This window comes from Pseudomonas sp. HY7a-MNA-CIBAN-0227, assembly GCF_040310325.1.
Taxonomy (GTDB): Bacteria; Pseudomonadota; Gammaproteobacteria; order Pseudomonadales; family Pseudomonadaceae; genus Aquipseudomonas.
Window position 1 is genome coordinate 577,978 of sequence record NZ_JBEOPT010000002.1, and the last position, 20,368, is coordinate 598,345.

Annotated in this window: 25 protein-coding genes; 6 read left to right on the forward strand and 19 right to left on the reverse strand. The window is 59.5% G+C overall.

What is annotated here, in order from left to right; all coding sequences use genetic code 11:
• Positions 1–51: 51 nt before the first annotated feature.
• Entirely contained in the window at positions 52–276 is a 225-nt protein-coding gene (locus tag AAEZ06_RS05905; RefSeq protein ID WP_149414703.1) for an MbtH family protein, read from the forward strand.
• Between the two features lie 57 nt (positions 277–333).
• Here the strand turns inward: AAEZ06_RS05905 and AAEZ06_RS05910 are convergent, their stop codons facing one another.
• The 11 genes from AAEZ06_RS05910 to soxR form a co-directional block, all read right to left on the reverse strand.
• The gene (locus AAEZ06_RS05910) at positions 334–1,293 is read right to left on the reverse strand and encodes a metal ABC transporter solute-binding protein, Zn/Mn family (protein ID WP_350613398.1); all 960 of its coding nucleotides are present in this window, start codon (positions 1,291–1,293) and stop codon (positions 334–336) included.
• Positions 1,293–2,192 carry a metal ABC transporter permease gene (locus AAEZ06_RS05915; RefSeq protein WP_133098795.1) on the reverse strand — a complete coding sequence of 300 codons (900 nt, stop codon included), beginning with the start codon at positions 2,190–2,192 and terminating at the stop codon, positions 1,293–1,295. The genes AAEZ06_RS05910 and AAEZ06_RS05915 overlap by 1 nt, the downstream gene beginning before the upstream one ends.
• Positions 2,189–2,935: a metal ABC transporter ATP-binding protein gene (locus AAEZ06_RS05920; RefSeq protein WP_149414705.1), complete on the reverse strand. Its 747-nt coding sequence runs from the start codon at positions 2,933–2,935 to the stop codon at positions 2,189–2,191. Before AAEZ06_RS05920 ends, AAEZ06_RS05915 begins: the two co-directional genes overlap by 4 nt.
• A complete protein-coding gene (locus tag AAEZ06_RS05925; protein ID WP_133098793.1) occupies positions 2,932–3,852 on the reverse strand; it encodes a metal ABC transporter substrate-binding protein in 921 nt (306 codons plus the stop codon). The genes AAEZ06_RS05920 and AAEZ06_RS05925 overlap by 4 nt, the downstream gene beginning before the upstream one ends.
• A 34-nt stretch (positions 3,853–3,886) precedes the next feature.
• A complete protein-coding gene (locus AAEZ06_RS05930) occupies positions 3,887–4,462 on the reverse strand; it encodes a DUF6162 family protein (protein WP_149414706.1) in 576 nt (191 codons plus the stop codon).
• The gene (locus AAEZ06_RS05935) at positions 4,459–4,788 is read right to left on the reverse strand and encodes a hypothetical protein (RefSeq protein ID WP_133098791.1); all 330 of its coding nucleotides are present in this window, start codon (positions 4,786–4,788) and stop codon (positions 4,459–4,461) included. The genes AAEZ06_RS05930 and AAEZ06_RS05935 overlap by 4 nt, the downstream gene beginning before the upstream one ends.
• Positions 4,785–5,324 carry a PA2404 family protein gene (locus AAEZ06_RS05940; protein WP_149414707.1) on the reverse strand — a complete coding sequence of 180 codons (540 nt, stop codon included), beginning with the start codon at positions 5,322–5,324 and terminating at the stop codon, positions 4,785–4,787. The genes AAEZ06_RS05935 and AAEZ06_RS05940 overlap by 4 nt, the downstream gene beginning before the upstream one ends.
• The gene (locus AAEZ06_RS05945) at positions 5,321–6,523 is read right to left on the reverse strand and encodes a PepSY-associated TM helix domain-containing protein (RefSeq protein WP_149414708.1); all 1,203 of its coding nucleotides are present in this window, start codon (positions 6,521–6,523) and stop codon (positions 5,321–5,323) included. Before AAEZ06_RS05945 ends, AAEZ06_RS05940 begins: the two co-directional genes overlap by 4 nt.
• Before the next feature lie 250 nt (positions 6,524–6,773).
• Positions 6,774–7,235, reverse strand: coding sequence for a VOC family protein (locus tag AAEZ06_RS05950; protein ID WP_149414709.1), 462 nt, complete (start codon positions 7,233–7,235; stop codon positions 6,774–6,776).
• Complete coding sequence (locus AAEZ06_RS05955) at positions 7,225–7,392, reverse strand: hypothetical protein (protein ID WP_178114502.1); 168 nt, start codon at positions 7,390–7,392, stop codon at positions 7,225–7,227. Before AAEZ06_RS05955 ends, AAEZ06_RS05950 begins: the two co-directional genes overlap by 11 nt.
• 74 nt (positions 7,393–7,466) lie before the next feature.
• A complete protein-coding gene (gene soxR, locus AAEZ06_RS05960) occupies positions 7,467–7,919 on the reverse strand; it encodes a redox-sensitive transcriptional activator SoxR (protein ID WP_350613403.1) in 453 nt (150 codons plus the stop codon).
• 100 nt (positions 7,920–8,019) lie between these two features.
• On the opposite strand from soxR, the gene AAEZ06_RS05965 reads away from it, so the two are divergent.
• Complete coding sequence (locus AAEZ06_RS05965) at positions 8,020–8,385, forward strand: antibiotic biosynthesis monooxygenase (protein ID WP_149414711.1); 366 nt, start codon at positions 8,020–8,022, stop codon at positions 8,383–8,385.
• On the opposite strand, the gene AAEZ06_RS05970 is transcribed toward AAEZ06_RS05965, so the two are convergent.
• The 4 genes from AAEZ06_RS05970 to msuE all read right to left on the reverse strand — a co-directional run bounded on the left by AAEZ06_RS05970 (position 8,374) and on the right by msuE (position 12,457).
• The gene (locus AAEZ06_RS05970; RefSeq protein ID WP_149414712.1) at positions 8,374–9,477 is read right to left on the reverse strand and encodes a sigma-54 interaction domain-containing protein; all 1,104 of its coding nucleotides are present in this window, start codon (positions 9,475–9,477) and stop codon (positions 8,374–8,376) included. The genes AAEZ06_RS05965 and AAEZ06_RS05970 overlap by 12 nt on opposite strands.
• 8 nt (positions 9,478–9,485) lie before the next feature.
• A complete protein-coding gene (locus tag AAEZ06_RS05975; RefSeq protein WP_350613405.1) occupies positions 9,486–10,673 on the reverse strand; it encodes an acyl-CoA dehydrogenase family protein in 1,188 nt (395 codons plus the stop codon).
• 71 nt (positions 10,674–10,744) lie between these two features.
• Entirely contained in the window at positions 10,745–11,884 is a 1,140-nt protein-coding gene (gene ssuD / locus AAEZ06_RS05980) for an FMNH2-dependent alkanesulfonate monooxygenase (protein WP_149414714.1), read from the reverse strand.
• Positions 11,885–11,893: 9 nt separating this feature from the next.
• Positions 11,894–12,457: an FMN reductase gene (msuE, locus tag AAEZ06_RS05985; RefSeq protein WP_149414715.1), complete on the reverse strand. Its 564-nt coding sequence runs from the start codon at positions 12,455–12,457 to the stop codon at positions 11,894–11,896.
• A 397-nt stretch (positions 12,458–12,854) separates the two neighbouring features.
• Here msuE and AAEZ06_RS05990 point away from each other — a divergent pair, with 397 nt between their 5' ends.
• The 3 genes from AAEZ06_RS05990 to AAEZ06_RS06000 all read left to right on the forward strand — a co-directional run bounded on the left by AAEZ06_RS05990 (position 12,855) and on the right by AAEZ06_RS06000 (position 16,377).
• Positions 12,855–13,124 carry a hypothetical protein gene (locus AAEZ06_RS05990; protein ID WP_149414724.1) on the forward strand — a complete coding sequence of 90 codons (270 nt, stop codon included), beginning with the start codon at positions 12,855–12,857 and terminating at the stop codon, positions 13,122–13,124.
• A gap of 233 nt (positions 13,125–13,357) precedes the next feature.
• Positions 13,358–14,518: a cysteine desulfurase family protein gene (locus tag AAEZ06_RS05995; RefSeq protein WP_149414716.1), complete on the forward strand. Its 1,161-nt coding sequence runs from the start codon at positions 13,358–13,360 to the stop codon at positions 14,516–14,518.
• A gap of 50 nt (positions 14,519–14,568) precedes the next feature.
• A complete protein-coding gene (locus AAEZ06_RS06000) occupies positions 14,569–16,377 on the forward strand; it encodes an aminopeptidase P family protein (protein ID WP_149414717.1) in 1,809 nt (602 codons plus the stop codon).
• Positions 16,378–16,471: 94 nt separating this feature from the next.
• Here AAEZ06_RS06000 and AAEZ06_RS06005 read toward each other — a convergent pair whose 3' ends face one another.
• The gene (locus AAEZ06_RS06005; RefSeq protein ID WP_350613409.1) at positions 16,472–17,062 is read right to left on the reverse strand and encodes a 2-hydroxychromene-2-carboxylate isomerase; all 591 of its coding nucleotides are present in this window, start codon (positions 17,060–17,062) and stop codon (positions 16,472–16,474) included.
• Between the two features lie 37 nt (positions 17,063–17,099).
• Complete coding sequence (locus AAEZ06_RS06010) at positions 17,100–17,831, reverse strand: SDR family oxidoreductase (RefSeq protein ID WP_350613411.1); 732 nt, start codon at positions 17,829–17,831, stop codon at positions 17,100–17,102.
• Positions 17,832–17,923: 92 nt separating this feature from the next.
• Here AAEZ06_RS06010 and AAEZ06_RS06015 point away from each other — a divergent pair, with 92 nt between their 5' ends.
• On the forward strand, positions 17,924–18,484 hold the full coding sequence (locus AAEZ06_RS06015; protein WP_350613413.1) for a TetR/AcrR family transcriptional regulator: 561 nt from the start codon (positions 17,924–17,926) through the stop codon (positions 18,482–18,484).
• Between the two features lie 13 nt (positions 18,485–18,497).
• On the opposite strand, the gene AAEZ06_RS06020 is transcribed toward AAEZ06_RS06015, so the two are convergent.
• Positions 18,498–18,782 carry a hypothetical protein gene (locus tag AAEZ06_RS06020; RefSeq protein ID WP_149414721.1) on the reverse strand — a complete coding sequence of 95 codons (285 nt, stop codon included), beginning with the start codon at positions 18,780–18,782 and terminating at the stop codon, positions 18,498–18,500.
• Between the two features lie 168 nt (positions 18,783–18,950).
• On the reverse strand, positions 18,951–19,838 hold the full coding sequence (rhtA, locus tag AAEZ06_RS06025) for a threonine/homoserine exporter RhtA (protein WP_149414722.1): 888 nt from the start codon (positions 19,836–19,838) through the stop codon (positions 18,951–18,953).
• Between the last annotated feature and the right edge of the window lie 530 nt (positions 19,839–20,368).

The following is a 20,368-nucleotide window of genomic DNA, read 5'->3' on the forward strand; positions in this document are numbered from 1 at the left end:
ATCAGTGTTGCGCGTGGTGCGCAGCCAGCCTTTCAGTGACGGAGAACAGCAATGACCTCAGTATTTGACCGCGAAGACATCCTCTTTCAGGTGGTGGTCAACCATGAAGAACAGTATTCCATCTGGCCTGACTACAAGGCTGTGCCACAGGGTTGGCGCACCGTGGGTAAAAGTGGAATGAAGAAAGAATGCCTGGCCTACATCGAAGAGGTGTGGACCGATATGCGTCCGCTGAGCTTGCGCCAAAAGATGGACAGCCAGGTGGTTGCTGGCTGAAATGATCATTCCCACGCAGAGCGTGGGAACGCTCTCAACTGTGCTTGCGTATCAGGCTCAGGGTGCCAGCGCCTTGATCACCTGATCCATATTCCCTTCCAGCTCCGCCACCGGATCGGCACCGTCGGTGCTTAACACCAACAACTGCGAGCCACCGGCACTGATTGCCGCTTTCACCGCCTCGGCGGGCGGGCGATGATGCAGCACCAGCGCCACGTCGTTGTCTTTCAGGGTGGCACTCAACTGCTGTAGCACCTCAGCCGTCCATTCGGTATCTGCCCGCGCGTCGGTGCTGACCAACTCCAGATTCAACCCGCTGACCAGATAACCAAAATGATCGCTCAGGCTGACCACACTCAGGTTGTCGGCCTTGCCCAGTCGCGCCTCGCTTTCTGCGCTGAGCTTGAGCAGTCGTTGCTTGAGGCTGGCCAGGTTGCTGTCGATCTGCGCCTTGGCGTCCGGCGCCAGGCGGCCCAGGTCGGCGGCCATCACATCGGCCATGCGGCCCAGGTTGTTGCTGGCTTGCCACGGCTGGCTGTTCAGGCCATCGACAGAGCCCGGTTGCACGGCGATCCCCGGCAGACCGCCGTCCACCGGGCGCGCGGCGTCGACCTCGACGATGCGGATATTGCTGCGCCGGGCTACCGGATACAGCGGGTCATCCGGCCACAGCGAGCGCAGGCCGATGGCTGCGTCGGCGTCCAGGGCCAGGGTGTGCAGCGCCGGGGCGCCGCGACCGGTGAAGTAGGCGGTCTGGCGAGAGCCGGGCAGGTTCGCTGGCGCCGCTCGTTCAAGGGTCACGTGGGTGCCTTTGAGCAAGGCTTCGGCCAGGCCGTAGGTGATTGGCAATGCTGCCAGGACCTTCACCGGCTTTATCGTTTTGGCCTTGTTGAGGGCGGCATGGCCAACCCCTTGGTTGGCGGCGATCTGCAGTGGTTTGTAGTCGTCGGCGGCCAACAGTGGGGTGCTGATCAAGCAAGCGATGGCCAGGGCCAGCGGGCGTAGAGCAAGGCGCATTATCCGAGATTCCCTTTCAGGCTGGGGACCGTGCCGCGCGCGATGGCGGCGAGGGCGAAGGCGATACCGGCGACCAGAATGATCGCAGCACCGGACGGGATGGGCAGGTCGAAGATGATCGGCAACAGAATCCCGCATAGGGTACTGATCGTGGCAATCACCACCGAGATCCAGAAGAAGCCCTTGAGGGACTGGCTCAGCAAGCGCGCGGCGGCGGCCGGAATTACCAGCAGGGCACCCACCAGGATCGCGCCGATCACCTTGACCGCAGCCACGGTGATTAGCGTCACCAGGATCACGAACAGGTAATCCAGGGTCTTCACCGCCACACCGCGCACAGCGGCCAGTTGCGGGTTGAAGCTGGCGAGCATGATGCGGTTGTACAGCGGCAGGGCCAGGGCCATCACCAGGGAGCCGACCACCGCCAGTACCAGCAGGTCATTACCGTTAACCGTCAGCACCGAACCAAACAGCACGTTTTCCAGAATATGCACATTGATCTTGCCCGCGAGAATCAGCAGCAGGCTCGCTCCCAGGGCCAGGGATACTGAAAGGAATACGCCGATCAACGTATCCGGCGCCAGCCCTGTGCGGTTGCGCAGGTAGTTGAGCAGGATGCCGAACAACAGGCAGTAGCCGAACAGGCTGCCATAAGGCCCGGTGTAGGGTTCCCCCAGTAGAATGCCCACGGCCACGCCGGTCAGCGCGGCATGGCCGACGGCTTCAGAAAAGAACGCAAAGCGCTTGACCACCACCAGGGTGCCCAAACCGCCCAGCACCGGGCCGATCAGCAGCCCGGCCAACAATGCGTTGACCACGAAGCCATAGGCCAGCGCTTCCGGCAGATACCCGGAAGACGCCCAGCCCTGGACCATCAGGCGAAAGGCTTCGTAGCTCATAGAGGTGTGCTCCGTGGGTGAGTGGAGAACAGCGTCAGCAGGCGATCCGGCGTCAGTGCCTCTTTGGGTGTTGCATCAAACAGCACACGGCGATTCAGCCCCGTAACCCGGTCTGCCAGGCGGCCGACGGCTTCCAGGTCGTGTTCGATCCACAGCACGGTGATCCCGGCCTGGCGCCAGACGCTCAGCAGGCGTTCAAACACCTGGATGCCGGCCTCGTCGAGGGCTGACATTGGCTCATCTAGTACCAGCAATTGCGGCGCCGGGATCAAGCCCTGGGCCAGCAGCACCCGCTGGCGTTCACCGCCGGACAGCGCACCCATGCGCCGTTTGCGTTTGTCCTGCATGCCGACCCGCTCCAGCGCCTCGCCAATCGCCCCGGCGTAATGTCGGGACAAGCCAAGGAAGGCCGGGCGGCGCTGGCACATGGCGGCCATGAAGTCGTCGACGGTCATCGGCAGGCCCCGGTCGAACTCCAGGGCCTGAGGCACATAGCCAATGGTGCCGGGCGCTTCGGGCCAGTGCAGGCTCAGTTGACCCTGGTGCGGGGTTTGCCCCAGCAGCGTCTTGATCAGTGAACTTTTGCCGCCGCCGTTGGGGCCGACCAGGGCGTGGATGCTGCCTGGCTGCACCTGGAAACTCACATCGTCGAGGATTATGGTGCGGCCGAGGGTCAGTGAGACCTTGTTGAAATCCAGGGTTGGGCCAACGCTTGCGACCTGCAGGTGTTCGACCGCCGTCATGCCCCTGCCTCCTGGATTGCCCGAACCACGGTATTGAGGTTGCCGGTCATTTCCACTTCATATTTTTCAGCGCTGTATTCGCCGTAGGAAATATGCGACAGCGGGTACAGCTTGACCCCGGATTCACGCTGGATGGTGTCGACGTAGCTGGAAGGGAAGTCCATTTCCGAGAAAATTACTTTTACGTCCAGTTCCCGCAGTTGGTCGATGGTCTTCTTCAACTGGCTCGGGCTTGGCTCGATACCGTGGGCCGGTTCAACCACAGCGGTGACTTCCAGGCCAAACTCGCGCAGCAGGTAGTCATAGGCGGCGTGCACCGTCGCTACGCGCAGGTCGGCGTTGGGGGCGCTGGTCAGCTTGGCCAGGGCGTCGGCGCGCATCTGACGTAGGCGTTTGCCGTAGGCACGGGCGTTTTGGGTGTAGGTCTTGGCATTGTCCGGGTCGAGCTTGCCCAGTTCCCGGGCGATGTTGTTGACCTGGGCAATGGATGCGCTGATGGACAGGAAGGTGTGCGGGTTGACCACCTTGCCTGCGCCACGGGCGGCATTGCCGGTGGCGGCCAGCAGCGGCACGTTGGCGTTGGCTTCGATCACCGGGATGTCCGGGCGCTCGCTGGTGGCGATCATGCGGTCGGCAAAGTCATCGTGGCCGACGCCGTTGAGCACGATTACGTCCAGGGTGCCGATGCGCTTGATGTCTTCGGCGCGAGGCTCGTAGGCGTGGGGGTTGAAGCCGGCTGGAATCAGCGGCACCACCTCGGCCTTGTCGCCGACGATGTTGGCCACGTAGCTGTAATAAGGGTGCAGGGTGATGCCGATGCGCAGGCGTTTGGTTTGCTCTGCACTGGCCAGCGGCGCGAGTAACACGGTAAACAGGCCTACCAGCAGCAGGCGTAGTAGTGGAGATGAAATAGACATGGGCAATCGTTCTTCTCTCGGATACAGCGTGAATTCAGTGGCGGTGCTGACGGGTGACGCCGGCATCGAATTGCGCAACCACCTGTTGCCAGCCAGCGTCGATCAACGCCTGGTCAGTGAGGTCGGTCGGTGCCGCAAGGTTGGCGCGGCGGTTGAGCCAGATATCCGGTTCGGCGCCGCTCACCCGCATCAGCAGCGAGCCGCTGGCCTCGGGCGTCTGGCTTAAACCCAGGTAGGCTGTAGGCTCCAGCAACTGCCAGCGGTGGTCGCCACGGCTTACCGAGCTGGCGTCCTGTGCGAAGGGTGCAAAGCCTTCTTCGCCCAGTTGTGTCGGGGTGGGCAGAGCGCTTTGCTCCTGCTGGAGCAAGTGGATTTCATCCAGGGTCACCCGCAGGTCGGCGTAGATACCTTGTTCGGCGGCGCTCAGGTCGCGGCGGGCGTCCAGTTGGTGGCTGTCCACGACATGGACTTCCTGGGTTTCGCCGTGCAACGCCACCACCGTGCCAGATACGGCCAGGATGATCAGGCACAACAGCAGGACGTAGAGGGTTTCGTGCCCGGCTCCGGCCGGGCGGACGATTTGCGTGCTTCCTTTGGTCACGGCAGTCATTGGCCTTGGATATCCGCTTGGTCGATCTCGACAACGTGGCCGGGGCCCGCGTCAAACAGCACGTAGAACTCGGCGGAAGGTTTCTTGAAGGTCAGGGTCGAGTCTTCACCCAGTTTGCCGGGCACCAGGATGGTTTCGTCGTAGCCGATCACATCCAGGGTCACGCCTGGCGCGCCGCTGCCGTCGGAAAAGCCGCCGGTGCATTGGATTTGCTCGCCGGGGATTTCCTTGCATTCGCACATCGGGTTGTGGGCCAGGGCGTAGGTGCTGAAGCCGGCACAGAGGATCAGCGCGGCGCAGGCACGGGTCAGGTGCATCAAAGTCATGGTTTAACTCCTTGCTTGTTCAGCCAGGCGACGGTGGCAGGCGAGGCCTGGCTCAAGGGAATGGAAGCCTGTTGCATGCTGCCGTCCCAGCCTTCCATGGTGATCCACAGTTCGGCGTCGGGCGGGGTACGTTCTGGAATAGGCAAGCCAGCGCCCATGCGGTATGGGGTGCCGAAGAAAATTACCCCGGCGGCCCGCAGGCTGCGCGGCTTGCCGATACGCAAGTAGGTGGCCTTGACCTGATCGCCGCAGGTGGCGCATAGGGCTGCGTTGAAGAACTTCATGGGGCCCGCCGGGTTCGGCGCCGGAGCTTCATTACGAAACTCGGCCAGCCTGATGCTCCAGGGGCCGACCTGAACTTCGCCGATTTCCCGTTGACCCAGGCCGCTGTCACCGCGAAACAGTGCGGCGTCGGCAAAGTACTTGGGCATGAAGCCCAGGGGCACCAGCAACAGCAGGATATTGATGTGAAAGCGCCATTTAAGCCAAAAGGCCCGCAGGGGCGAGGGCGGTTGAACGGTAGTGGCCTTGCTCATTGGTTGCCCTCCGGGGTTTCAGCCTGCATGGCGGGGATCTGCGTCGTTTGCCGGGTCGCTTTGGCGCTGCGCTTGAGGGCGTGGAAGGTGGCCAGGGCCGTGCGCTTGCTCCAGATCAGCAGGCCGCTCAAGACCATCATGCTCAGCAACAGGCCGAAGAAGAACCAGATCAGCTTGATCCAGATCCCGCCAAAGTCACCGGTGTGCAACGGGCGCATGGATTCGGTGACGAACTCAAGGGCCGAGCGGTCGGACAGCAGGTGCGAGGCGGCGATTTCGCCACTGTAGGGGTTGATCTCCGCAGTCTGGAACATCAACGGGTACCAGCCCCTCCCGCCGATACGCAAATGGCTGTAGGCGTTGCTCGGCAGACTCACGAAGCTGGCCTCAAGCCCCGGAATACGCTGGGTGGCAATGTTGATTGCGTCGTCCAGGGGAATCATCGGCGAAGGCACGCCAGGGCTGGACATCGGTACCTTGTCCCGGGAAATCACCGGTACCACCGGCTGGCTGGAAATGGTGATCTGGTTGTCCCCCAGAATCGCCTGGATCATGAACCAGGTACCGGTGATGGAAATAACGGCGATAAACCAGATCGACCAGATGCCACTCAGCCGGTGGAAATCACCCCAGAAGATTCGCGCACCATGGTTGAAGCGCAGGGTTGGTTTGAAGAAGCCTTTCCAGAAGCGCTTGTAGACCACAAGGCCGGTGACCAGCGAGGCCAGCATTGGCAGCCCCAAAAACGACACAAGGTACCAGCCCCAGCTGAAGCCATTAGTGAACGGCACCAGCCACCAGCCGTGCAGGGCACGGGTGAATTGCTGGAAGTTGAACGCGGGGCTGATGCCCTGGATCACGCCGGTGTATGGATTGACGTACACCGATACGGAGCGGCCATCGGGGTAGCTGACGTCAACGTCCAGGGCGAAATGTGATTCGTCCGGGCGGCTCAGGGATTCGACAATGGCCTTGGGCTCAGCGCGTTTGATGGCGGTAATGACCTGGTCATAACTGAGGGGTTCGGCATCGTCCGACGGCTTGCTGGCCCGCATGTCCGGGTTGGCCAGCCAGACGATTTCCTGGCTGACCACCGCCAGGGTGCCGGTGACGCAGACGATCAGTACGAAGAACCAGATGGGCAATGCCAGCCAGCTGTGTACGAGAAACCAGAGTTTGGAGCGCGACTTTTTCAACATGTTAATGGGGGGTCTTGATCGGAGGGGGGCAGTGAAGGCCCGGGAAAGGCCGGTCGTAGCTTTTGCTTACGCGACAGGCTGTATCTAGATTAAGACGGATGAGAATCAAAAAACTCTAAGCTAGATATGAAAGTAAATGTTTCAGATACGCATTTGCAGGGCGTTCTGAAATCATACAGCACCGGGGGAAGCGTGGTGGGGGGCATGAGGTGTGTTGCAGGAGCGAGCGTGCCCGCTCCTGCCTTGGCGCTTAGCCTTGCTTGAACATATCTTCGGCACGCTGGCGAACTTGTTCCACCGTCAAATCCTCCTTGCGGGTGGCCAGGAACCATACATGCCCGAACGGATCTTTCAGCGTCCCGGAGCGGTCGCCGTAAAACTGGTCCTTGGGTTCTGATATCACGATGCCCCCGGCCGCAACGGCCTGTTTGTACTGCGCGTCGACATCGTTGACATACAAATGCAGACCGACGCTGGTGTGCTCTTTCCCAGGACTGCCAAAGGCCATTTCGCCACAGGGCGAAGCCAGCATGATTGCCGAATCGCCAATGCGCAGTTCAGCGTGCCCAATCTTGCCGTCAGGCATGTCCAGACGCATGATTTCGGTGGCGCCAAAGGCTTTCTTGTAGAACTCGATGGCCTCAGCGGCTTTGTCGATACCCAGGTAGGGCGTGATGCTGTGGTAGCCCTCGGGGATAGGTTTAACGCTCATTTTGTTCTCCTTGATTGTTGTTGTGAATGAAACCGGTTTTTCCGGTCTTTTCACTATAGGCCAAGCCTTCCGTGGCCTCTGGGCAGCCGACGAGGTGTTCGCCCTGTAACAGCAAGCAGGCGGTTTGCTGTGCATCGGTCGGTTGCCAGTCAGTCAATCAATCAGACTCAAGCGCCAATTCATCCAGACCCGCAATAAAGGGCAGGTTGCAGCGGGGTTCCAGGCCGATGGTTATTCGGTGGGGGTTGTCGGTTCCAGCAACTGCGCGCCGGGCCCGTGCTCACCGAGTTTGTCATCCTGATTGCGCAACGGGCACGCCTCCAGCGACAGACACCCGCAGCCAATGCAGCCATTGAGCTTGTCGCGTAGCATCATCAGTTTATTGATGCGCTCATCCAGGTTCTCACGCCATAGCGCAGACAGGCGCTCCCAGTCCGCCGCGGTTGGCGTGCGGCCATTAGGCAGGGTTTGCAGGGCCTCATGAATCGTCGCCAGTGGAATGCCCAGGCGCTGGGCAATCTTGATCACCACCACACGCCGCAGCACATCTCGGGGATAACGCCGCTGATTGCCGGCATTGCGATTGCTTGTGATCAAACCCTTGGTTTCGTAGAAGTGCAGGGCGGTGACGGCCACGCCACTGCGCGCCGCCAGTTGGCCGACGGTGAGTGCCTTGATGACCATAAAAAACTCCGAAAGAACCCTTGACCTTGACTTAACTAGAGGTTTTACCCTGCGCTGCATCGAATCGCAAGATTGTGCCTACAGTGAGAGGGGAATATTCATGCAGGTATCAGAGAGAAGTCGCAGCTTTACCCAACTGATCGAGTTCCAGATCGAACCCCAGCAGCAATCCGCACTGGTGGCGGCCCTGTCGTCCCAGAGCGAGCGCCTTGCCCTGGGCCATGGCGGCTTTCTCAGTGCGAGCGTGCAGGTCAGCGATGACGGGCGGCGGGTGCTCAGCTACTTGCAATGGCGCTCCCGCGAGGATGGTGAAGCGGCCTTCAAGCGCTTTGAACAGGGTGAAGAGGATTTCTGGACGCTGATTCGCGCCCATCAGGCCACGGCCGTGACCTTCGGCTCGTTCCAGGTGCTGCGCAGCATCGAGCGTAGCCATGACGACGCGTTGCAGTGCCGGCTAAATGGATAGGTGCAACATGCGTTCTCCTTGCACGCTCTCCCCTGGCCGGCGCTTGTTCACCGCCAGTTCGCCGATCTTGATCAAGCGGGTGCGGGTGACGTTGCGGCTCAGGCCGAGCAGGTTGGCGGTATGCACCTGGTTGTAATGACTGAAGCGGTAGGCGGCGCGCAGCAGCGCGTCTTCAACCTTTTCATGCAGGGCGCCGGCCTGTTCCTCGAAGAGCTTCTGAAACGCCCGCTGCAGTAAGGCTTCGGCACTGTTATCGATGCCGTGCTGACTGTCGTCCTGACGCTCGATGCGCATGTTCGACAGGCGCAGGTCGTCGCGTTCGATCAGGCCATTGCGGCAGATTAAAAGGGTGTGATGGATGACGTTTTCCAGCTCGCGGATATTGCCTGGCCAACTGTAGGCTTTAAGTTTTTGCTCGGCCTCGCGGCTGATGGTGATCGAACCGTAGCCCAGGCGCTGGCTGTAGGCTTCGATAAAGTGCCGGGTCAACGGTAGGATATCGCCGGGGCGGTCGCGCAATGGGCTCAGCTCCAGGCTGACTACGTCGAGGCGGTAGTACAGGTCCTCGCGAAAATGCCCGGCGTTGATGGCCTTTTCCAGTTGTACGTTGGTCGCGGCCAGTACCCGCACATCTATGGGAATGCTTTTGCGTGAGCCCAGGCGCACCACTTCGCGCTCCTGCAATACCCGCAGCAGCTTGACCTGGATGGCCATCGGCAAGTCGCCGATTTCGTCGAGGAACAAGGTGCCGCCGTCGGCTTCTTCGAACCAGCCGGCCTTGGCGTTGATGGCACCAGTAAAGGCGCCTTTTTCATGGCCAAACAACTCGGCTTCCACCAGGGATTCGGAAAACGCCCCGCAGTTGACTGCCACGAATGGCCGGTTGCGCCGGGCGCTGAGGTTGTGAATGTGGCGTGCCACCAGCTCTTTACCGGTACCGGTTTCGCCGATGATCAGCACGCTGGCTTCGCTGGGTGCCACTTGCTGGATATGCGCCAGCAGCGCCTGGGATTTCGGGTCCTCGAAGACTTGCGCGGTGGCGCGGATCGAGGTCGCGAGAGCGGGCGAGGGCGGTAAGGTTAAAAGCTGCATGGGCACCTCTAGGAGTAGAACGTCGGAGTCGGCAGGGACTGGTTCAAGGCCCAGTCGCCCAGTTCATGGAGCTTGTAGTCCACCGGATCGTGCAAGGTTTGCGTGCGCAGATTGCGCCAGTGCCGGTCCAGGCGCAGGGAGGCGTGGGTGGAGCGCGCACCGGTGACTTCAAACAGGCGGCTGCACAGTTCCAGGCTATTGCGGGTTGCCGCGACCTTGGCGGTAGCGATGGCAATAGCCAGTTGGCCGCGCTCGTCCTCGCTCAGGTTGGGGCCTTTGGCCCAGGCCTGGTCCAGCAGGTCGGCTGCCCGTTCTACCAGCAGTCGCACACCTTCCAGCGCGACCCAGAAATCGCCGTAATGTCTGAGTACGTAAGGGTCCTGGCGCACATCCTGGGCCGTGGATTTGTGCCAGGGACGGGTTTCGGTGAGGGTGTAGTTGCGGGCCTCCTCGAAAGCGCCTTCGGCAATGCCGAGGAACATGTGGGTGAACGTCAATTGGGCAATCAACGGGCGTAGGCAGGCGAATGGCGTGCTCAGGGGGCCGGGGTCCAGCAGCAATTCCGACTCTTCCACGCGCACCCGTTCGAAGCTGGCGCTGCCGCTGTCGGTCTGGCGCTGGCCGATACTGTTCCAGTCGTTGTGCACGGTGATGCCGCTGCGCCCGCTGGGGATGGCGGCGATCAGCAGCTTGCCGCCGGCGTTTTCATCCACTGCCGAGGCGATCAGCATTTGTGAATCGCTGGCGCCGGAGCAGAAGCTTTTCTTGCCGGAGAACTCACGCCAGCCGCCGAAGTCCTTGACGACGGTGCGGGTGTCCAACGGGTTGAGGGCATTGCCCCAGAACCAGTTTTTGCGGGCGGTCTGTTCGAACCAGGGTTGCCATTGTTCCGGGCGGGAAAACAGCCGCACGGTGGCCAGCATCAGGTGATGAAAACCGAAAACGTGAGCGATGGAGCTGTCGACCTTGGCGAATTCGCGCACGATTTCGAGGGTTTCGCTCCAGCGCGCGCCAAGGCCGCCGTATTGTGTAGGAATGCTCAGGGCCAGCAGGCCGCTGTTGCGCAAGGCGTCACGCTCGGCCTTGGGGGTGCCGCCGCGCTCGTCGCGCTCGACGGCGGTCAGGGCAAATTCGGCGGCCAGCAGTCTGGCGGTCTGCAAGGGTGACGGCAGGACGCTGTGGGGTTTGGCTGTCACGCGGGGGTTCCTCTTGGTAAGGCTTTCTGTGGGAGCGAGGGGGACGGCTAGTTCCTACAGTTAAAAGCTGATCAGGCCTTGGTCGGCAGCACGTCGTTGGCAATCATTTCGCCAAACGGTCCGGTGAGGTTGGTGATGCCGCGCCCGGCTAGGCTGGCGTAGGGCTCCGGCAGCAGCGGGAACACCAGTTCGGCGAAACGGTAGGCCTCTTCCAGATGGGGGTAGCCGGAGAAGATGAAGCTTTCGATCCCCAGGTCGGCGTATTCCTTGATCCGTTCAGCCACCTGCTGCGGGTTGCCCACCAGGGCCGTACCGGCTCCGCCCCTTACCAGGCCTACACCGGCCCACAGGTTGGGGGCGATTTCCAGGTTGTCGCGACGTCCGTCGTGCAGGGCGGCCATGCGCCGCTGGCCTTCGGAGTCGAAGCGCGAAAAGGATTTTTGCGCGGCGGCGATGGTTTCATCGCTGATGTGTTCGATCAGTTTGGCGGCGGCTTTCCAGGCGTCTTCTTCGGTTTCGCGCACGATCACATGCAGGCGAATGCCGAACTTGACCGTACGCCCGTGGCGGGCTGCGCGTTCACGTACATCGGCGAGCTTTTCGGCGACTGCGGCCGGTGGTTCGCCCCAGGTCAGGTACACGTCCACCTGTTCGGCAGCGAGGTCGTGGGCGGCGTCGGAAGAACCGCCGAAGTACAGGGGTGGATAGGGTTTTTGCACCGGCGGATAGAGGGCCTTGGCGTTCTGGACCCGTAGGTGTTTGCCTTCGAAGTCCACGGATTCGCCCTGCAACACGCGACGCCAGATCCTGAGGAACTCGTCGGTCACTTCATAGCGTTCGCTGTGATCGAGGAAGCTGCCGTCGCCACGGTTTTCGTCAGGATCGCCGCCGGTCACTACGTTGATCAATAGGCGGCCATTGGAGAGGCGATCGAGGGTTGCGGCCATACGCGCGGAAACGGTGGGCGAGATGATTCCCGGACGAATCGCCACCAGGTAGCGCAGGCGCTCGGTCAAGGGCACCAGCGCCGAGGCGATCACCCAGGAGTCTTCGCAGGAGCGGCCGGTGGGTATCAGTACGCCGTGGTAACCGAGATTGTCGGCGGCCTGGGCCACTTGTTTCAGATAATTGAGGGTGACCGGGCGGGCGCCTTGGGTGGTGCCCAGGTAATGACCGTCGCCGTGTGTGGGAAGAAACCAGAAAACATCCATGACAAATCCTTAAGCGATTTTCAGCAAAGCGGTGGGGTGCGCGCCAAACAACGGCGCCGCGCGATCTGCAGCAAGGCGAATGCGGGCCTTCAAGGGCTCACTGGTTATTTGGTAGTCGGTGAAGTCGGCCTCGGTGGCGTAGACGCCAATGGGTAAGGTCAGGGCCTGGAAGAAACTGAACAGTGGCCGCAACTGGTGATCGAGCATCAGCGCATGACGGTCGCTGCCGCCGGTAGCCGCCAGCAATACCGGTGTGTTGATCAGGGCGTTGAGGTCTATCAGGTCGAACAGGTGCTTGAGCAGGCCGGGGTAGGAGCCGCGATAGACCGGCGCTGCGACGATCAGCAGGTCGGCCTGTTCGATGGCGCGCAACTGGGCTTCGATCTCTGCCGGCAACTCCGGCCGCGACAGCGCACTGCCAAGGGGGCGTGCGATGTCGCCCAGTTCGATCAGATGGCTCTCGATCGGCAGTTGGGTGGCCAGTTCGGCCAGTAGCGCTTGGGTCAGCACCAGCGTGCGAGAGGGGCGCCAGGTACCGCCGGAGAGGGCAACGACATTCAGGGGGCTCGACATGGACAGTTCCTTTTTCAACAGTGGCTCAGTGCGATGAGTGAGTGACAGAGGTGGAGCAAGAGCTGTACCAATCGGCAAAGTTGTTGATTTGCGAGGGATCTGGGCTACCTGTTGAAGCGTGACGATGTTGTCTGGCTGCTGTTTTGTTGAATGGCTGTTGCCTGATCAACAGTTGCTCTGGCAACAGTTGCGAGGCGAGGGGACATTTATAGAGGGTTGCGTTTATTCCGTAAATGAACGTATTTCCATATTTATAGATCGATTTTGAATATAAGGGGTGGGCTATCCAAGGAGTGTTAATGCCGATAGCAACTATCACGGGGGATGATTTTTCACGGTGCGTGGCCGGGAGTAGCCTGTGTCCATTGCCTACCGCCCGATTCGCAGGACCTTCGCCATGAACCGTTTTCTCGCCACTTTCTTGTTGCTCATCTGCTCCGTCCTTGCCGGTTGCGCGACTCATTCCACGCCCGAGCTGCGACCTTATTCAGCCGAAGAGAGCAAGCAATTGGCGATGGAGGCGCTGAATCGCCGGGGTTTGTCGTTTGACGAATACCAACAGAAGAAAGCCGAACTGACTGCCCAGCCACAGAAGCCGTTTGGCTTTGATCGTCAGGGAGAAATGAACGCCGAACGCAGAGGGATGTTGCAGGGTCGTCCCAGCTGAGTTTGCAGCTTGGCCCACAGAGCCCGAGGTTTCGTTCAGAAGCTTCGGGCTTTTTGTTTTCCATCCCTTTCGCCGAGCCTGTTAAGCTGGATTTCAGGAGCGTTCCTACGCACTTTTAAATAAAGTGGTCTTTCTTTAACGGCATCCGATCAGGTAAACCTGACGATCTCTTTTCTGATCGCTGCCCCTGAGACGCTGAATCTCGGGAACATGCTCTGCGAGTCTTTAACGTCATGAATAAACGTCCTCTGTATTTCGATTACGCCGCCACCACCCCGGTGGATGAGCGAGTCATCCAGGTCATGGTCGAGTGCCTGGGTTACAACGCCAATTTCGGCAACCCTGCGTCCAGTTCCCATGCGTTTGGCCAACAGGCTCGGCAAACGGTTGAGCAGGCGCGGCGCCAGGTAGCCGAATTGGTCGGCGCCCAGGCTGAGCAGATTGTCTGGACCTCCGGTGCCACTGAGTCCAACAACCTCGCGCTCAAGGGCGTGGCCCAGGCGCGGGGTGTGGCCGGTGGGCACATCATTACCAGCCAGATCGAACACAAGGCGACCCTCGACACCGCACGTCAGTTACAGGAAGCCGGCATCGCAGTCACCTACCTGGTGCCGGATGCCGAAGGCTTGATCAGTGTTGAAGCGGTCAGCGAAGCGCTGCGAGAAGACACCTTTCTAGTGTCGCTGATGCTGGTCAACAACGAATTGGGTACGCTCAACGATATTCCGGCCATTGGTGCGCGGGTTCGTGAGCATGGCGCGCTGTTTCATGTGGACGCGGCGCAAGGGGCGGGTAAGGTTGCCATTGACCTGGCCCAGTGGCCGGTGGACCTGATGTCGTTTTCCGCCCACAAGCTGTATGGCCCCAAAGGTATCGGCGCTCTGTATGTCGGGCCTCGGGCCCAGCAAAAAGTGCTGGCGCAGATTCACGGCGGCGGGCATGAAGGCGGGCTACGCTCCGGTACGCTAGCGACCCATCAGATTGCCGGGATGGGCGCAGCCTTCGCACTGGCGGCAGAGTCCTTTGCAGAAGACTCGGCGGCGATTGTCGCCCTGCACCAGCGCCTGCTTGACCAACTGAATTCAATCGCTGGCGTGCGATTGAATGGCAGCGTCACTCAACGTATTCCACACACCCTTAGCCTGACGTTCAGCGAAGGCGAGTTCAATTCCGCTGCGTTGAGCGCCGGTATCGCCTTTTCGGCTACCTCGGCGTGTAACTCAGCGAGCAATGCGCCGTCCTACGTGCTATTGGCCTTGGGCCATGATGCTCGCAGCGCAGGTCGTACTATTCGCCTGAGTCTTGGGCGTTTTACCACCGAGCAGGATATCGATCAGGCAGTTCAACTAATCAAGACCTCGCTGGCCAGTGCGCCGGCCTTTTGGGCGGTTTGATCCAATCATTCGCAACCCATAACAATTATTAGTGGTTAGCAGGAGACACAATGAGTACGCAGCCTTTGACCCATGGAACGGTTCCCCAGCGCCTGGCGCGCACCCGCGAGTTGATGAGCCGGGAGGGGATTCACGCCCTGCTGGTGCCTTCGGCCGACCCGCATCTGTCCGAATACCTGCCGGGTTACTGGCAGGGGCGCCAGTGGTTATCGGGTTTCCATGGTTCGGTGGGGACGCTGATTGTTACCGCTGACTTCGCGGGTGTCTGGGCCGACAGCCGCTACTGGGAACAGGCGACCAAGGAGCTCAAGGGCAGTGGTATCGAGTTGGTGAAACTGCTACCGGGGCAGTCCGGGCCGCTGGAATGGCTGGCCGAACAAACCCCTGAAGGTAGCGTAGTCGCGGTCGACGGTGCGGTGATGGCGGTTGCTTCGGCCCGCACATTGGGTACCAAGTTGGCGGACCGTGGCGCTCGCCTGCGTACCGACATCGACCTGTTGAGTGAAGTCTGGCAAGACCGTCCGGCCTTGCCGAATCAGCCGATCTATCAGCACTTGCCGCCGCAGGCTACGGTCAGCCGTGGCGAGAAACTTGCTGCGCTGCGGGCAAGCTTGAAGGAGAAGGGCGCCGACTGGCATTTCATCGCCACCTTGGACGACATCGCCTGGCTCTTCAACTTGCGCGGAGCTGATGTCTCCTTCAACCCGGTGTTCGTCTCCTTTGCCTTGATCGGTCAGCAGCAGGCGACACTGTTTGTTGCCTTGAGCAAAGTCGATGCCCAACTGCGCGCCGTACTGGAGCAGGATGGCGTAACCCTGCGTGACTACAGCGAGGTGGCCGCAGCCTTGGGTGAGGTGCCAGCCGGTGCCAGCCTGCAAGTCGACCCGGCGCGGGTGACTGCGGGGTTGCTGGAGAACCTGGGCAGCGGCGTCAAACTGATTGAAGGGCTCAACCCGACTACCTTGGCCAAGTCCCGCAAGAGCCTGGCCGACGCCGAGCATATTCGCCAGGCCATGGAGCAGGATGGCGCGGCCTTGTGCGAATTTTTCGCCTGGCTGGACAACGCGTTGGGTCGTGAGCGCATCACCGAGCTGACCATCGACGAACACCTGACTGCTGCCCGTACCCGCCGGCCGGGTTATGTGTCGTTGAGCTTCAACACCATTGCTGCGTTCAATGCTAATGGCGCCATGCCGCATTACCACGCCACTGAAGAAGAGCATGCGCTGATCGAAGGCGATGGCCTGCTGCTGATCGACTCAGGTGGCCAGTATCTCGGCGGCACCACCGACATTACGCGAATGGTACCAATCGGTACGCCAAGCGAAGAGCAAAAACGCGACTGCACGCGGGTGCTAAAGGGCGTGATTGCCTTGTCTCGCGCTCAATTCCCCAAGGGCATCCTGTCACCGCTGTTGGACGCCATCGCCCGAGCGCCGATCTGGGCTGAAGGCGTGGATTACGGTCACGGCACCGGTCACGGCGTCGGTTATTTCCTCAATGTCCATGAAGGCCCGCAAGTGATCGCCTATCAGGCCGCCGCCGCGCCGCAAACAGCCATGCAGCCGGGGATGATCACTTCCATTGAACCGGGAACCTATCGGCCGGGCCGTTGGGGTGTACGCATCGAGAACCTGGTGTTGAACCGTGAAGCGGCCAAGACCGAGTTTGGCGAGTTTCTCAAGTTTGAGACCTTGACCTTGTGTCCGATCGACACACGTTGCCTGGTGCCGTCGTTGCTGACGACTGAGGAGTGCCAGTGGTTCAACGACTACCATGCACAGGTGCGTGAGCGTTTGAGCCCGTTGCTCAGTGGTGCGGCGCTGGAGTGGTTGCAGGTGCGCACGGCGGCTATTTAAGGGTTTGCAGTTCGGGGCCTGGGTCAACGCTTTGGTCATCATAGTCGATGACGGCTTTGGCCCAGGCTGACTGGCGGCAGTTGGTGATCGAGCTTTAGCTCAGCGCTTCGCGGACAAAGTCGAGGCGATCCTGGCCGAAGAACAGTTGGCTGTCGACAAATATGCTGGGTGCGCCGAACACGCCCCGTTGGATGGCGTGTTCAGTTTTGTCCTTGAGGGCAGCTTTCACTTCATCGTCGTTGGTCAGTGCCAGCACCTTGATGGGGTCGAAGCCATGCTCGGTCAGTACTGCTGCCACTACTGCCGGATCACCCAGAGGGCGTCCATCGACCCATAGGGCTTGAAACAGGCAGTCAATGAAGTCGATGAAGCGTTCCGGTTGGCGCATCTGAATGCCTGTGACAGCGCGCATCAGTGTCAGGGTGTTAATAGGGAAGTGTGGGTTGAACTTGAGTGGGACATCGTAGCGCTTGGCGTAGCGCGCCAAGTCTTGAAGCATATAGCGCCCTTTGGCGGGGATAGTGACGGGAGATGCATTGCCGGTCGCTTTAAATACTCCCCCCAAGAGCATGGGCTGATACACCAATTGACTACCGGTTTCAACGCACAGCTTGGGAAGCTGGGTATAGGCCAGGTAGGTGGCGGGGCTGCCGAGATCAAAGAAGAATTCCAGGGTTTTATTCATGGTTTTTGGCTCGCTGCTTATTATTATGGGGGCGTGATTACCACGGCTCGTTCCATGGGCGTAGATCCAGTTCGAAGGTCCAGGCGTCTCGCGGTTGACTGTGCAGGTACCAGTAGTTATCGGCAATGTGCTCGGGGTTAAGAATGCCGTCTTGATCCTTGAGTGCATACTTCTGCGGGAAGTTGTCGCGAATGAAGTCGGTGTCGATGGCGCCGTCGACCACCACATGTGCCACGTGAATATTCAAGGGGCCAAGCTCTCGCGCCATACTTTGAGCCAAGGCTCGGATTCCATGTTTGGCACCGGCGAACGCGGCGAAGCCCGCAGCACCACGTAACCCAGCGGTGGCACCGGTAAACAGAATCGTCCCACGTTGGCGAATAGCCATCCGTTTGGCCACTTCCCGGGCATTCAGAAAGCCCGAGAAGCAGGCCATTTCCCAGATCTTGAAATACTTGCGTGCGGTTTCTTCCAGAATGCTGCAGGGCACGTTGGCGCCGATATTGAAAACAAACGCTTCAATCGGGCCTAGCTCGGTTTCGATTTGCTCGATCAGGGCGACGACCTGTTCTTCCTTACGCGCGTCGCAGGCAAAACCGTGGGCTTCGCCGCCAGTCGATTGGATGCTTTCTACCAGTGGCTGCAGCTTGTCAGCGCTGCGTCGGGTGACACAGGCAATATAACCTTCGCGGGCAAAACGCTTGGCAATGGCGCCCCCCGTGGCATCCCCAGCGCCTACGACCAGTACGATTTTTTTATTATCAGTCATGGCAAGTCCTTTGATAAACGATCGTTAACTGAACGAACGTTATGCTACGATTTGGTGGACGTCAAGGTTGTACATCTCCAGGGGGAGAAGCGATGCGTTATTCGGTCAGTCACAAGCAGCAGACCAGGGAAAAGCTATTGCACAGCAGCGCCGCCCTTGCCAAGAAAGAGGGGTTCGCCAGCGTCGGTGTGGATGGATTGATGAAGGCTATCGGTCTGAGTGGTGGGGCTTTCTACAGTCATTTTTCGTCGAAGGACGAGCTGTTCAGCTCGATTATCGAGCGTGAGTTGAGCCATAGCCTTGAGCGTTTGAGTGTGGGGGACGTCCAGAGCCGTGAACGGCTGGATCGTTGCCTCAAGTTCTATTTGAGCATGGCTCATGTTGAACAGGCAGAATCGGGATGTGTATTGCCGAGCATGGGAGTAGAGATTGCTCGGTCGGATGTAGCGGTCCGTCAGCAGGCGCAGACGTGGATTTGTCGATTGCAGGCAGACTGGGCTCGTACTCTGGAAAGCGACAGCCTGGCGTGGGCAATCCTGTCCCAGTGTGTGGGCGCCCTGGTAGTGGCAAGAATGATGGTCGACCCGCAGGTTCAGGCGCAGGTGCTTTCATCCAGCTATAAAGAGCTTAGTCAGCGAATCGCTGACAAATGAGCGTGCACGAAGCTTACTTACAGATGACGATCATGCTTCGGCTGGTGTAACCGGCAGGGTTGAGGCCGAACGGGTAGTCCCCAGGTTCCTCCTCCGCATTGTCGCCGGACTTGGCAATGAGCTTGTAGCCTTTGGTGCCGCAGGAGTTGGCTGCGCTGGTGTAACACTGCTCCCAGGAAGACGTCAGGCCAGAACAATTGATATGTAGCCCTTTTTTTCCCCGCTTAATTTCTGTCTTGGTGGTTGCAGCGCAACCTGCAATGGCGACCACGACTAGCAATATCAAAATTCGCTTCATTACCATCCTTAATAGCCGCTTCGCAGGGATGCTCGACGCTGGCTTTGCTCGCTCTCGACTGTAGCGTTCTTAATGTCCCTATTTGAAAATCTCCATGAGTGACACTGGGTTACATCCTAAACATGGCCTAATTGGGCGACAAATACCAGAGCAACGTTAAATCCTGAATCAATCGGCGGGTACCAGTGGCTTTGATTCACTGCGCATAGTCAAGGTTGCGCCAACGGATGCCAGGATAATGCACGCGATGGCCAGCCATTGCCCGACGGACAAGTACTCCTGAAGGAAAAATAGACCGGAGAGTGCACCGAAAGCAGGTTCGATGCTCATCAGCGTACCGAAGGTGCGGGCGGGCAGGCGGGTCAGAGCGACCATCTCCAGGGTGTATGGAAGCGCTGTGGAAAGAATGGCAACGCCTATGGCTATAGGAATCAATGAGGGTGTCAGCAGTGCCGTACCGGCATGGACTATTCCGATAGGTGCGACAAATAGCGCTGCGATCATGACGCCGAGAGCTGCAGTTTGGACGCCATTGTCCGCTCCCGCTTTTTGGCCAAACAGAATATAGAGCGCCCAGCAGATGCCAGCCCCTAAGGCATAAGCCGCGCCTGTCAGGTCGATGCTGCTACTGGTTTCGCCAACAGGGATCAGCAGCAGGAGGCCGATGATCGCCAAGGCTATCCAGATGAAGTCGACGGCGCGTCGTGAAGCATAGATCGCTACGGCCAATGGGCCGGTGAACTCCAGTGCCACTGCGATGCCGAGGGGAACGGTCTGCAGGGACATATAGAAGAGGAAGTTCATGCCGCCCAGAGCCATGCCGTACACGATCACCGTGCGCAGGGATTTGGCGGTGAGCTTGGCGCGCCAGGGACGCAGTATGAGCAGCATGATCACGCTGGCAAAAACCAGGCGCAGCGTCGTGGTGCCCTGGGCGCCGATTATTGGGAACATGCTTTTGGCCAGTGAGGCACCTGATTGAATGGAGGCCATGGCGATAAGTAGCAGGCCGACCGGGAATAATGTCGAAGTCAGGCTGCGGGGGGAGGTGTTCATGGAGGTGTTCGTCCAGGGTCGTATAAAGAAGCAGGGCCGACTATGATGCTCAACTGCTCCCCATTGAGCAATATATTGCTCAATGTATTCGTTTTCTTCTCTATATATAGAGAAGCGTGTTGATATTCGGGTGTTTCGATAGAAAACTCAAATTAGAGGTTGACGGCAGATTCTGGAAGTCTATAATTCGCCCACTTCCGGCGCAGTCGAAACGGAAAACTCCTTGGTAAACAAAGAGTTATGTAGGTTTCGATAGCGAGTTGCTTCAGTTCACCGAAGCCCAGAAGGAGTTGATAAGGTCGTGTTGTTTGACCCTGTTAACGTTTCGATCTTCTCGGTCGAAAGCGGAGAAAAAGAGGTGTTGACAGCAGCGAGTAACGCTGTAGAATTCGCCTCCCGCTAACGAGAGATCGGAAGCGCAAGTGGTTGAAGTTACAGAGGAAACTTTGAAAGCTTCTTAAAATAACCGCTTGACAGCAACAGAGGCTGCTGTAGAATGCGCCGCTCGGTTGAGACGAAAGATCTTAACC